The 13,269-nt window shown below is 65.7% G+C and carries 9 protein-coding genes; all 9 read right to left on the reverse strand.

The features are described from left to right. Window positions 1-58: 58 nt before the first annotated feature. The gene (locus tag AB0P23_RS18360; RefSeq protein WP_363798687.1) at window positions 59-1,519 is read right to left on the reverse strand and encodes a solute carrier family 23 protein; all 1,461 of its coding nucleotides are present in this window, start codon (window positions 1,517-1,519) and stop codon (window positions 59-61) included. 129 nt (window positions 1,520-1,648) lie between these two features. Beyond that, window positions 1,649-3,253 (reverse strand): helix-turn-helix domain-containing protein, encoded by a 1,605-nt coding sequence (locus AB0P23_RS18365; RefSeq protein WP_363798689.1) that lies wholly within the window; start codon window positions 3,251-3,253, stop codon window positions 1,649-1,651. A gap of 56 nt (window positions 3,254-3,309) precedes the next feature. Beyond that, window positions 3,310-4,452 carry an XdhC/CoxI family protein gene (locus AB0P23_RS18370; RefSeq protein ID WP_363798691.1) on the reverse strand — a complete coding sequence of 381 codons (1,143 nt, stop codon included), beginning with the start codon at window positions 4,450-4,452 and terminating at the stop codon, window positions 3,310-3,312. 141 nt (window positions 4,453-4,593) lie between these two features. Then, window positions 4,594-5,970: an amidase gene (locus tag AB0P23_RS18375; protein WP_363798693.1), complete on the reverse strand. Its 1,377-nt coding sequence runs from the start codon at window positions 5,968-5,970 to the stop codon at window positions 4,594-4,596. Window positions 5,971-5,991: 21 nt separating this feature from the next. Then, window positions 5,992-7,710 (reverse strand): PucR family transcriptional regulator, encoded by a 1,719-nt coding sequence (locus AB0P23_RS18380; protein ID WP_032375226.1) that lies wholly within the window; start codon window positions 7,708-7,710, stop codon window positions 5,992-5,994. Between the two features lie 42 nt (window positions 7,711-7,752). Further along, on the reverse strand, window positions 7,753-9,201 hold the full coding sequence (locus AB0P23_RS18385; protein WP_032375225.1) for an amidase: 1,449 nt from the start codon (window positions 9,199-9,201) through the stop codon (window positions 7,753-7,755). A 105-nt stretch (window positions 9,202-9,306) separates the two neighbouring features. Next, window positions 9,307-10,413, reverse strand: a complete 1,107-nt coding sequence (locus AB0P23_RS18390; RefSeq protein ID WP_363798696.1) for a ring-opening amidohydrolase — start codon at window positions 10,411-10,413, stop codon at window positions 9,307-9,309. Between the two features lie 78 nt (window positions 10,414-10,491). Further along, the gene (locus AB0P23_RS18395) at window positions 10,492-12,072 is read right to left on the reverse strand and encodes a carboxyl transferase domain-containing protein (protein ID WP_032375224.1); all 1,581 of its coding nucleotides are present in this window, start codon (window positions 12,070-12,072) and stop codon (window positions 10,492-10,494) included. Continuing rightward, entirely contained in the window at window positions 12,069-13,241 is a 1,173-nt protein-coding gene (locus AB0P23_RS18400; protein ID WP_032375223.1) for a CoA transferase, read from the reverse strand. Before AB0P23_RS18400 ends, AB0P23_RS18395 begins: the two co-directional genes overlap by 4 nt. Window positions 13,242-13,269: the final 28 nt, after the last annotated feature.

Here is a 13,269-nt window from a genome sequence, read left to right on the forward strand (position 1 = left end):
CCTGGAAGTGTTTCGTCAAGAGGTGACAAACGTCACGCCCCAGTGTTGCAATCGCTCGTTACCGCAACGGCTTCAGGGTGCCGACCTCGCCGGCAACCCCGTCTCCGTCGTTACCGTCGGAACGTGCTGTGGTAGAGGAGGATCGATGCCGAGGCGACGCGTCGACCGGTGTCTTCATGTGGGCCGGGGCAATGCGAGCGCACAGGTGGTAGAGCCCTATGACGACGATCGTGCCGAGGGATATACCGCTCAACGAGAACGAATCGCTGAAGACGAGCGAGGTGTCGCCGATCGCGATGATCAGACCCGCGGCAACCGGCATCATGTTGAGCGGGTTGCCGAAGTCGACACCGTTCTCGCGCCAGATCTTGGCACCCAGCAGACCGATCATGCCGTAGAGGACGACGGTGATACCGCCGAGTACGCCGCCGGGGGTGGCCGAGATCAGCGCGCCGAACTTCGGCGAGAATCCGAGGATCATGGCGATGATTCCGGCCGCCGTGTATGCCGCCGTCGAATAGACCTTGGTCGCCGCCATGACGCCGATGTTCTCGGCGTAGGTCGTCGTCGGTGAGCCACCGACCGAGCTGGCCATGACCGTTGCGATGCCGTCGGCAGCGAGTGCCCGGCCCATCATCGGGTCGAGATCGTCACCGGTCATCTCCGCGACAGCCTTGACGTGGCCCGCATTCTCGGCGATCAGAGCGATGACACCCGGGAGGACGAGAACAATGAAGGCGAGACTGAACGACGGTGCGTGAATGCCGACGATGCCGTTGGCCTCGTCGCTGAACGGCGGGAGTCCGAACCATTGCGACGCCTCGACACCCGACCAGTTGACGCGGAAGTGCTCGGTGACCTCGCCGGCCGTGGCGTCGTAGGACGTGATGGGCCCGGATACGAGGTCGAGGATCCAGGACAGCGCGTACCCGAACACCAGCGACAGCAGAATCGCGATCCGTCCGAGGAACCCGCGCAACGCCACGCTCATGACGATGAGCACGAACATCACTGCGAGAGCGACCCATTGATCCTGTGGCCAGTAGGTGCTGGCCACGACGGGCGCGAGATTGAAGCCGATCAACATGACCACCGCACCGGTGACGACCGGGGGCAGCACCCGCACCACGACGCCGCCGCCCATGAAGTGGATGGCGAGCCCGGCGAGAGCCAGGACGAGACCCGATACGAGGATGGCGCCGGTGACCTCGGCCGACGTTCCACCCTGCGCTCGGATGGCGGCGACGCCGCCGACGAACACCGCGGACGTACCGAGGTAGCTGGGGATGCGGCCCTTGACCATGAGCAGGAAGAAGATGGTGCAGAAGCCCGACATCAGAATGGCGAGTTGAGGATTGAGCCCCATGATGATGGGGAAGACGAACGTGGCCCCGAACATCGACACCACATGCTGGCCGCCGAGACTGATGGTGCGGCCCCAGTTCAACCGTTCGTTCGGCGCGACGACGTCACCCGGTCGAACATTCTTTCCGTCTCCGTGAATCTTCCAGATAGGCATGTCGAGCCTTTCTCCAACGTATCGAACCGGGGTGGTTCGCGGGATGGGTAAAGCATTGTCCTGCAACGTTACTGACGCATTTCCAAATCGCTACGAGCGCAATCTGCCAAGCGCTCGATGGCGGGTCCGTCACATGTGGTGGTCGGTTCCGCGCATGGCCATGATTTTCAGCGCAAGGGAAAGATCCAGGCGTAGATCGGCGCGATCGGTGAAGGGGCCCAGTATCTTTTCGAGTTTCGTTATTCGGTATCGCAAGGTGTTGTAGTGAAAGTGCAGTGCCCGAGCGGTTTCGGCGATGTTGATGTTGGTGGCCAGCAACGTCTCCAGCGTTCTGCGCATATCGCGTGCCTCGTCGTCGTGTCCGGCGAGGTCGTGCAGGGTTTCCCGGGTGAACGATTCGAGCTCGTCGACGTTGTCCACCAGGCTCAGTAGTCGAAACACGCCGAGTTCGTCGAACGTGGTGACGGCCCAGTCCCCGGATACCTGCCGGCCGACCTTCAACGCGGTACGCGCCTGGCCGTACCTGCTGGGGATGTCGGCCACCGTGGTGCACGGACGCGAAATCCCGACCGTGAACGGTTGCCGACCACCGCCGCCGTCTCCGTGCACTCGTTCGACGATCTCGTGCACGTCCGCGACCGTCGTCGGACGTTCGCCCATGATGATGACGGTCTCGGTGCCGAGGGCGGCGATGGCGGCCTGCGGATCTCGTTGTGCCAGAGCCCCTGCGAAAGCCGACATCTGCCGATCGACGAGTGGCCTGCGGCCGGGCGTCGGTTCGTCGTCGAGGTGTGGGATCGGTTCGATCGCGACGATCACCACCGGCCTGCCGAGATCCCAGCCGAAGCGTCGAGCATGCGCCACCGCGTGTGCGTGCTCGCCGCCTCGGCCCAGGAGAAGATCGCGCAGAAAATTCGATCGGTGTTTCTCCTCGACTGCCGACAGCGCGAGATCGCGAGTCACGACCATCGCCAACACGCCTGCGGCCGCGTCGGCAGTGTGCAGGTCCGATTCCGTCAAAGGCCGACGTGAGGAGAACAGGACGATGCGTCCGTGGTCGATTCCGTTGGCAGTGATGGCGCATACCGCGATCGCATTGCCCTGTTGCGAACGAAGACCGAGGCCGCCGTCGACGGAGTCGGTGCGCAGTCTTCCGGTGGGATCGAGGGCGGTGCTGGTGCGGAGGGCGGACAGTTCGTCGTCACTGCCTGCCGAGGCAAGTTCGCGTCCGTCCACCGTGGTGATCGACACTGCCACATCGCATTCGACCGAGGTTGCGAATGCCAGTTGTGCCACCCCGCCGCCGGCGAGCGTGATGTCGGTCAATGCCCGGCGCAGACGTTCGGACCGAAACATCGCTCGTGCCTGCGTCTTTGCGTTGTCGCGTAGGCCCGCGGTGAGATCGTGCCCGGGGTCGAGTTCGCCGCAGACCTGAACCAGCGGCAGGCCCAGTGTCTCGGCACTCACGCCGACGCTGTCCGGAACGGCGAGGTCGTCGTCCACCCGCACCAGAATCCCGGCAACGCCGAGGGAATGCGCTTGGGACAGCAGCGCTGCCGTCGGCTCCGTCAGGTGCGTGAGGGCCTCGCTCGTCGTGGACAACAGGTCACCCGGCCGAATCCAGAACCGAATGCCGGCGGGGTCGTCGACATGATTGATTCTGCGTACCGGCCGGCCGAGGCCGGCGCGACCGGCGAGCAACGTGGCGTGCGCCAGCAGGTTCGAGCCCAGCACGGTCTCGACGGTATGCGGTACCTCCGTGGTGGGCGAGCGTCGCTCGTCGTGCAGTGTCAGCACCTGACGGCCGATCGAACGGGTGATGTCGCGTCGATCTCGGCAGCGGCATCGCGGTGGATCGGCCCACTGAGACTTCGCAATTCGAGCCCGGTCGTCTGCCGTGAGACCTTGAGGATCTCGGCCACGATGGAGATCGCCGTTTCCGGTGGCGTGGAGGCACCCAGATCCAGCCCGATGGGGGAGTGCAACCGCGCCAGCTCGCTTTCGGTCACGCCGCGCTCGCCGAGCAGTTCCACCCGGCGGCGGTGGGTAGATCGACTGCCCAGCGCGCCCACGTAGGCGGCACCACTGCGCAGCGCAACCTCGAGCAACGGAATGTCGAACTTCTCGTCGTGGGTGAGAACGGTGATGACGGTGCGCTCGTCCACCGGCGCAGTAGCGAGGAACGTGTGCGGCCACGCCACCACGACGTCGTGCGCGTCGGGGAATCGTGCCCGGGTGGCGAACACCGGGCGGGCGTCGACGACGGTGACGGCGAAGCCGGCGAACGTGCCCAGGCGGCACATCGCGGCGGCGAAATCGATGGCACCGAACACGTACATCCGGGGCGGTGGCCCGAACAACTCGACCAGGACGGACCGCGCGCCGTCGTCGACGAAGTGAATGTCCAGGCCGGACTCGCCGCGGTGTAGTCGGTCGAGAACGGCGAGACTCACGCTCGAACCGTCGGACTCGATGTCGGTGAGTCCGTCGGGATCGACGGTTGCTTCCGCTCCCAGAACCGCCTGTCGCGTCGGGGCCCCGGTGGTGAGGTCGGTGAGCACGGCCACCGGCTCGCCGCTCGAGACCAGACGAGCGACGTCTTCGAGTGCGGCGCACGCGTCGCTGTCGATGAGACGAACGAACACCTCGATGGTGCCGCCGCACGTGAGGCCGACGCCGATCGCGTCGTCGTCCGCTACCCGGTAGGTCTCGCTCCTGGCCATGCCGTCGGTGAGGACGTCGTTCGCCAGCTCGTACAGGGCACCTTCGATGCAGCCCCCGGAAACGCTGCCGACAACCTGACCGGATGCGGCGACCGCCATTGCCGCACCCGCAGGGCGCGGTGACGACTGCCACGTACGTACCACCGTGGCCAGGGCGAACGGCTCACGTTCGCGCAGCCACGGGGCCACGTCGTCGAGAATGTCGCGCATGCCGCCGCCTTTCGACCGGATGAGTGATGCCCATCACGCTAGTTGCTGGCGCGGGCCGACCATGAAACACATTTCGACCAAATCGACAGCGGGTCGTTGTAAGAACCTGCCGTCGCGGTACGGATGGACGGACCGCGCGGACTACGTCAGAGCGGCGGCGACGGCGAGAGCGTGATGCTCGTGCCACGGCTTGGCGATGATCTGCACTCCGATCGGCAGACCGCTGCTGGAGGTGGCAACGGGAATCACCACCGAGGGCACCCCGAGGATGCTGATCGCTCGGCTACTCGCCAGCGCCTGCGACCACGACAGAGAGGCACCGTCGACCTCGAAGCTCGTCTCACCGAGCGGAGGGGCGAGAATCGATGCAACGGGAAGTATCAGGACGTCGCCCATCGTGGACACCAGCTGGTGCTGCATCTCGGCGCGTCGAGCCCACAGTGCCTCGACGTCTGCGGCCGTGGTGGTTCCGACGGCAGCCAGAATGGCCCGAATGTTGGCGCTGAACTCGGCGGGGCCGTATTGCTCGATGTCCGTTTGGGTTTCGCAGGCCCGCATCCGAGTGAACAGCTCATGAGCTTCGCGTAGTGCGGTGCCCTCGTACGGCGTCACCGATCCGACGATCGGCTCTGTGCGCAGTGCTGCGGCCTCGACGGCAGCGCGGATCTCCGCATCGACCGGAATCGTGCCTTCTCCTGTGGCCCAACGAATATCGAGCTCGCGGAGGTTCACGCTCGAAGGGTCGGTCCAGGCGTATTGAGGCGACGACAGCACGCGCAGCAACAGGATCACGTCGTCGAGAGTGCGGGCCATGGGTCCGATGGTCTGCACGGTGCCGTGCATGGTCGCCGGATTCGTCAGCACTCGGTTGTCGCTCATGACACCGGGATACTGCCCCTCGGAGTCGATTCGACCCGGTGTCGGCCTGATCGAGCACAGACCGGTGCAGTGCACGGGCCACCGCACCGAGCCACCGAAATCGGTGCCCAGTCCCACCACACTCATGCCCGACGCGATGGCCGCCGACTCACCGCCACTGCTCCCGCCCGGTGACAGCTTCGTGCCGGCGGGAGAGAGCGGGTTGACGGTGTAGCCGAACAGGTCGTTGTGCGTCAGTCCGCTGGCACCGAACTCGGGTGTGTTGGTCTTACCGATCAGGATTGCGCCCTCGGCGCGCATCCGAGCAACGGCGGGAGCGTCGACGCGAGGGACGTTGTCCGCGAGCGCATGTGAACCCGCCGTGGTGCGAACTCCGGCGGTGGCGATCAGGTCCTTGACCGTGAACGGCACTCCGGCGAGGTCGCCGACCCGCTCGCCGCGGGCGATGCGGGCATCGATTCCGTCGGCTGTCAGCAGTGCCGATTCGGCAGCGACGGTGACGATCGCATTCAGCTCGGTATTGATTCGGTCGATGTGTTCGAGGTGCTGCTCGGTCACCTCGCGTGCGGACACGGTGCCGGCGCGCACTGCTGCCGCGAGTGCGACGGCGTCGGTTCCGATCGAATTGCCCTCAGGCACTGAGTGTCTCCTCGGGTGGTGTCACAGCCCCTTCATCTCCGCGACCCGCAGCGCCAGCGCTACATCCAGGCGCAGAATCGGATCGGTGGTGAACGGGCCGACGATGGACTCCAGCTTGCCGATGCGGTAGCGGAGCGTGTTGTAGTGGAAATGCAAGACGCGGGCGGTCTCTGCGACGTTGCAGTTGGTGTCCAGCAGCGCCTGCAACGTCTGGCGCAGGTCGACGGCATCGGCGTCGTCGCCGGCGAGTGAGCCCAACACCTCGGTAGCGAAGGCCTGCAGCTCGGCTCCGTCGGTGACCAATGACAGCAGTCGATGCACGCCGAGGCCGTCGAAATGCGCTACCGAGCCGTTTCCGCGCATGCGGCGTCCTACGACGACTGCCTTGCGGGCCTGATCGTAGGCGCGCGGAATGTCGGCAACGGAGTCGATAACGCGACTCACGCCTGCGCCGAACGAGTTTCGTCCGCCGCCCTTGTCTCCGGCGACGGACGCGATCAGATCCTCGACGACGTCCCGTTCGGTGCCGGGTTCGGCCGGCATCAGCGTGACGACCTCGTTGCTGAACCCGACGACGGGAGCCCGACGATCGCGCCGGCGAACCACCTGCTGCCATGCCGCGGTCAGCCGCTCCTGCGGCAGGCGGCCGGACACGGCCGGCTTCACCGAATTGCTCACGGCAACTTCGACGATCTCGTCCAATTGGGCCACGATGACCACCATGCTTCGATCCACGTCCCAGTCGAGCTGGGCGCAGTACTCGATGATCTGTTCGGGGGATTCGGTTGCGCCGTTGAGGACGTCCCGAAGGAAGTCGCCGCGAAACTTGGACTCGACGGCAGAGACCGCGAGCTTCTTGATGACCGCCAACGCCACGACGGTGGCCGCGCGTTCGAGGGACTGCATCGTGACGGGACCGAGTCGCTCGGCGGCCGCCACAGCCACGATCAGTCCATGGTCGGTGCCGCCCGCGATGATCGGTGCGACGGCAATGCGGTGCCCGCTGTCGCCCGGGACCGGTTGCAGGCCTTCGTGGAGTCGTTCGGTGAGCAGGCGACCGGACGGGTCGAACAGTGGCATCTCTTCCAAAGCCGCGAGATCTGCGTCTGCTCCTGCTGTGGCCTGGACTCGACCGTCCGGAGTGCAGATGAGCACCGTCGCCTCGAACAGTGTGGCGACCTCGTCGGCGATCTGCGGTAGATCGCCGCCTTCGAGCACGATCGAGGTCAGTGCTCGATGCATGCGATCGGCGATATCCAACGCCCACGCCTGCCGGTCGACGAGGTGGGTGAACACCTCGGAGATGACCTCGTCGAAGCCGACATCCCGGCGAATGAGGAAGAGCGGCAGGCCGAGTCGATCCGCTGCCTCGATCATCGCGGCGGGGACGTCTCCGAAGTAGCGTCCTTCTTTGACTCCGAGCGCTGCCGCGCCGCGTTCGGCGAGTCCCTCGACCAACTCCACCAGGGCACCGGCATCGAACGGGCGGCCCGAATCTGCATGCCGCAGTGGGAAACCCGTTGTCAGCAGCAGTTCGTTCGGTTTCACCCACGGCAGGATGTCGGGTACTTCGATGACGTTGACGCGTCGAACCACATTCTCGAGTCCCTGCTCGCCCGCAACAAGAGTGGACCCGGAGAGGCTGGGGAGTGCAAGCAATTCTGCGACGGTGAGCGCGTAACTCGCCGACGCCGGGAAGTCTCGTACTCGTGGCCGAAGCGCACCGACCATGTCATCCATTGTTCAACAATACTGTGTTGCGCATGTCGCGACGGCGGGGGATCAGCCGACGTGCAGTGCCGGCGGGAGTACGCGTTCGACCCACCGCGAGGCCTGCTCGTAGGCGTAGGCGAGCTGCAGAACCGCCCGGTCGGCACCGTGCCTGCCGATGATCTGGACCCCCATCGGCAGACCGCGATCGTCGAACCCGACCGGGACGGCGGCGGCAGGAACGCCGGTCATCGTCCAGGGCACCACCGTTTCCATCCACCGGTGATAGGTGTCCATGGGTCGACCCGCGATGGACTGCGGCCAGTGTTGGTCCTTGTCGAACGGGAACACCTGAGCGGTGGGCGCGAGAACGAAGTCGTAGGTCTCGAACAATGTCGTCAGTGCGCTCTGCCAGTCGTTGCGAGCCTGCGCTGCCTTGGTGACGTCGAGTGCGGTCAATGCGACGGCATGCTCCATCTCCCACAGCATTTCGGGCTTCATCAGCTCCCTCGTGCGCGGGTCCTCGTACAGATCGGCCATCCCGAGCTGCGCCCACCACCGCCACGTCAGGAACGAGTCCCAGATTTTCGCCGGGTCGTACGACGGCACGGTGCTCTCCACTGCGCAGCCGAGGTCCTCGAAGACGGTGAACGACGACTCGCACAGATCGAGGACACCGGGTTCGGTAGCCAGGTGACCGTTCCAGTCTCCGACCCACGCGATGCGGGCACCGCGGAAGCTGCGTTCGAGAGTGCGGGTGAAGATCTCCGGGTCCTCGTCGATGCCGAGGGGCGCGTTGGCATCCGGGCCCGCCATCGTCGACAGCAGATGTGCGACGTCGGTGACCGATCGGCCCATCGGTCCGGCGACCGCGCCCTGGGCGATGAAGCCGGGCTCGGGAATGCGTCCCCACGACGGGCGAAAGCCGACCACATTGTTGAAGGCTGCGGGGTTGCGCAGCGATCCCATGTAGTCGGTGCCGTCGGCGACGGGCAGCATGCGCAGGGCCAATGCTGCCGCCGCACCTCCGCTGCTTCCGCCTGCAGTGCGCGAGGTGTCGTAGGGCGAGACCGTGGTTCCGTACACCGGGTTGTACGTCTGAGATCCGAACCCGAATTCCGGTGTGTTGGTCTTGCCGATCACGATGGCACCGGCCGCTTTCACGCGGGCGACGAACAGATCGTCCGCGTCGGCGATGCGATCCGCGAAGATCGGTGACCCCGATGTGAACGGTAGGCCTCGGGCTGCGGACAGGTCCTTCACCGCATGGGGAAATCCGTGCATCCACCCGAGATACTGTCCGTCCGAAAGCTGCTGATCTCGCTCGCGTGCCTCGTCCATCAGCTCGTCGCGATCACGAAGGGCGACAATGGCGTTGACCGTCGGATTGTGTGCCTCGATGTGGTCGAGGTACGCCGTCATTGTCTCGACGCACGAGACCTCGCGGCGCTTGATCTTGCCGCTGAGCTCGACCGCGTCGGACATCAGAAGTTCGGCAGCGGGTCCGACGGTGGTTGCCATGGTGGTTCCTTCGTTCGAGAGAGACGCAGAAGCAGGGAGGGCCGGACGCCGCGCGAACCCGAGACTGTCGGGTTCGCGCGGCGCTGTTCGATATCGGAACCGGCGCTATCCGAGGTCGACGATCGCGGCGACGGGGCCGCCACCTTCGGGGCCCTGGTGCGCTGCCGAGACCGACACGAAGACCGCTGGGTCGCCGGTCACTGCCGCGGTGACTCCACCGACGCACGCCTTGATCTGGCGGTGCCAGTGGACGTCGGAATCGTCGAGCATGGCGTTGCGTCGTCCACGGACCGTACCGTCCTGGCTTGCTTCGCATTTGAGGAAGACGTTGACGAGCTTGCCGCCCAGATCCTTCGTGTGCGGCCGCTCGGGAAGTTCGAGACCGGCATCCTTGATCGCGTTCCAGATGCCGTCCTGATCGAGCGCGTCGTTCATCACGCTGTGTCCGATGCGGTACCGGCCGCCGATTCCGCGAGTGTTACCCACGACGACGATCTGCGCACGTTCCAACTCGACGCCCGAGGAGCACGAGGCCACCGAGGAGTACAGCTCACGACTGTGCATGACGTCCTCGTCGGTCGGCATATCGATCTCACCGAGCGCGACAGCGATACCGAGAGCGGTGCCGCCGTTGGACAGATCCATCGACTCGTGCGTCTGTTCGGTCCAGACGGTCTTGCCGCGGCTCTTGGCGTCACGGATGGTGTGGATCGTCAGCAGCGGGGTCTTGGTCTGCACGTAGTGCACGTCTGCGGGATCGGTGATGCCGGCGTTGGCCATCGCATCCTTGACTGCCGCAGCCACTTTGGTGATCATCGCGGTGCGGCCGATGTCCTCGGGCATCAACTGCTCGCTCATCGCGACGCCGACCGTCAGGCGCGGCTCCTCGGTCTGCACTGCCTTGTCCGACGGTACGGTCGCGAAGATGGTGGCGTGGGGGCTGATGACTCCGTCGGTGCCACCGGACCAGACGATCGGAACCTCGCCGACATCGTGTGCGCTGCGAGTTCCTTTCGCGGACAACACTTCGCGGAAAGCTCGGTCGGCGATGATGCGGGTGTAGTCGTTGACTCCGCCGTTGCCTTCGGTCTTACCGATGACTGCAATGACCCGGTCGGCGTCGAGCACCCCGTCGTCGATGAGCTTCGCCAGCTCGCTGGCATCGGACACGTTGTGGAGCGGGACCTTGCGGACCTCGATTGCGTCGGGCACTGAAATCTCCTTCATCGGGATCTGTGGGTACTGCAGAGTCGGCCGGCGTTCGCGCGGCGGGGGCTCGCCCCACGAACGTTATCGACCGTTGGACCGGGGGTGCACTGGCAAGCTTTGCCCAATCAGCGCACTTTTTTGGTTTTCGGACATCCCCAGGTAGCGGTAGCGCTGCAGCCTGGAGGTCGCCAGGGCGGCCGGGTCGGCGGCGAGGAGTACGGCCAACTCGTGTTCGAGCACGGTACCGAGGCGAGACAGGAACGCCGCAGGTTCGTCGGAGGCATCCGGCCGTTCAGCCACGATCCGGTCGATGACGCCGTTACGGAGCAGGTCCAGGCTGCGCACGCCCTGCTCCTCTGCCATCTCGGCTGCGCGGTCGGTGGTGTGGAACTTGATCGCCGATGCGCCCTCCGGCGGCAGTGGCGACAGCCAACCGTGCTGAGCACACAGCACCCGATCGGCGGGGAGCAGTGCGAGTGCGCCGCCGCCGGCTCCCTGGCCGAGCAGCAGGCAGATCGTCGGTGCCTTCAGTGTCGTGAGTTCGACCAAACAGCGTGCGATCTCGCCCGCGAGGCCACCTTCTTCGGCCTCCTTGCTCAACGCGGCACCGGCAGTGTCGATGACTGTGACGAGGGGTAGTTGCAGCTCTTCCGCCAGCCGCATTCCGCGTCGTGCCTCCCGGAGGCCGGCGGGACCCAACGGCTGATCGGCGAAAGTGCGGTCCTGGCCGAGAAGTACACACGCCGAGGCCCCGAACTTGGCAAGGGCCAGAAACAATCCGGGTTCGATCTCACCGGCTCCGGTGCCCTGCAACGTCGTCACCGTGTTCGCGGCCGATCGCACGAGGTGGCGTACTCCCGGCCGTTCCGGCCGTCGAGAACGACGGATGGATTCCCATGCCGGCACATCGTCGAGGTGTTCCAACGGGATGTTCGGAACCGGCGGAGGTGGCTCGTGTGGCGCACACAGGACGGCGAGCGCCGAAATGGCAACCTCACGGAGTTGCTCGGGAGGGACCACCGCGTCGACCAGGCCACGGGCGGCGAGGTTTTCGGCTGTCTGCACTCCCTCGGGAAACTTTTCGCCGTACAGCGCCTGGTACACGCGCGGACCGAGAAAGCCCAGGAGCGCACCCGGTTCGGCCGCAGTGACGTGGCCGAGAGAGCCCCACGAGGCAAGTGCTCCACCGGTCGTGGGATGGCGAAGGTAGACGGCGTAGGCGAGACCCGCCGACTTGTGCGCAGCGATGGCCGCCGAGATCTTGACCATCTGCAAGAAGGCGACCGTGCCCTCCTGCATCCGTGTTCCGCCGGAGGTCGGCGAGGCGAGCAGCGGAAGCTGTTCTGCTGTCGCCTTTTCGACGGCCTGTACCAATCGTTCGGCGGCCGCCGTTCCGATGGAGCCGGCGAGAAACCCGAACTCGCACAGGACGAGTGCCACCCGGCGCCCTGCAAGGGTGGCTTCGCCGGTCAACACCGACTCGTCGCAGCCGCTCGTTTCACGGGCCGCGGCGAGCTCGTCGAGATAGCCCTGATCCGCCGGTCCGTGCACCCCGATCGGGGGAAGCGGGTCGGTGTCCCACCGGACGAAACTGCCGGCGTCGACGACCATCTCGACGAGTTCGAGTGCGCCGAGCCGTGCCGGCGCGCCGGTGCGGGTCATGGTGTCGTCTCGAGCCAGGCGCGGATCGAGTCGCCGTGCTGGTCGAGGGTCGGCGGGGCCGCGTGTGTCGTGCGCATCGCGGCACCCTCGCAATCCTCGTCCATGCGCAGCGGTGGGCCGGGCAACGTGATGGTGCCCAGGGCCGAATGATCGACGTCGATCATCAGTCCCTGCGACCGTGTCTGTTCCCAGGTGTAGACCTCGGCCAGATCACGGACGCGTCCGGCCGGTATGCCGAGCTCACCGAGTAGTCCGAGAAGTTTGTCGGTCGGCCAGTCCGCGAAAACGGCATCGACAGCGGCGATGACGGCCTCTCTGTCGTCGACGCGTTGGGGGTTGGTGGCCCACTCCGGACGGTCCAATCCGAATGCGGGAGCGAAGCGTTGCCACAATCCCTCGCTGCCCACGGCAATCTGAACCAGACCCTCGGACGAGTGGAACAGACCGTACGGGCAGATCGACGGGTGATGTCCGCCGGTGGGGCGGGGCACCTCGCCGGCCACGGTGTAGCGAGTGCCTTGAAATGCGTGCACCCCGACGATGGAGGCCAACAAGCTGGTTCGCACGACGCGGCCGCGTCCGGTGGTGTTGCGCTCGTGCAGTGCGGCCACGACGCCGTATGCGCCGTTCATTCCGGCGAGCAGATCACCGATGGGAACGCCGACTCGAGTGGGTTCGTCCTTCGACGGCCCAGTCAGGGACATCAATCCTGCTTCGCCCTGAGCGATCTGGTCGTAACCGGGGCGCGTGCCTTCTGGGCCGTCGTGGCCGAAACCGGTGATGGACAGGATCACCAGACGCGGATTCAGCTCGTGCAATGCCTCCATGCTGTAGCCGAGGCGAGCGAGAACGCCGGGACGAAAGTTCTCGACGAGCACGTCGGCGCGGCGGATCAAGGCGGTGAGCGTGTCTCGGCCGTCGACAGCTTTCAGGTCGAGTGCGATGGATTCCTTGTTGCGATTGCACGAGAGGAAGTACGTCGAGTGTCGATCGCCCTCGTCGTCGGCGACGAAGGGTGGGCCCCAACTTCGGGTGTCGTCACCGCCGCTGGGCGATTCGACCTTGATCACTCGCGCGCCGAGGTCGCCGAGCATCATCGCCGCATGTGGTCCGGCAAGTGCACGCGAGAGATCGACGACGAGGCAGTCGGAGAGCGGTCCGACCGTCATCGGATTGCGTTCCGAGACAGGGGAGCGA

The sequence above is a fragment of the Rhodococcus sp. NPDC077669 genome (genome assembly GCF_040686915.1).
Lineage (GTDB): Bacteria > Actinomycetota > Actinomycetes > Mycobacteriales > Mycobacteriaceae > Rhodococcoides > Rhodococcoides fascians.

What these genes read in the sequence shown, in the direction of transcription:
- AB0P23_RS18385 (WP_032375225.1), bottom strand. Translation starts at nt 9,201, where the DNA reads ATGGCAACCACCGTCGGACCCGCTGCCGAACTTCTGATGTCCGACGCG.
- AB0P23_RS18370 (WP_363798691.1), bottom strand. Translation starts at nt 4,452, where the DNA reads ATGCGCGACATTCTCGACGACGTGGCCCCGTGGCTGCGCGAACGTGAG.
- AB0P23_RS18395 (WP_032375224.1), bottom strand. Translation starts at nt 12,072, where the DNA reads ATGACCCGCACCGGCGCGCCGGCACGGCTCGGCGCACTCGAACTCGTC.
- AB0P23_RS18400 (WP_032375223.1), bottom strand. Translation starts at nt 13,241, where the DNA reads ATGACGGTCGGACCGCTCTCCGACTGCCTCGTCGTCGATCTCTCGCGT.
- AB0P23_RS18380 (WP_032375226.1), bottom strand. Translation starts at nt 7,710, where the DNA reads ATGGATGACATGGTCGGTGCGCTTCGGCCACGAGTACGAGACTTCCCG.
- AB0P23_RS18360 (WP_363798687.1), bottom strand. Translation starts at nt 1,519, where the DNA reads ATGCCTATCTGGAAGATTCACGGAGACGGAAAGAATGTTCGACCGGGT.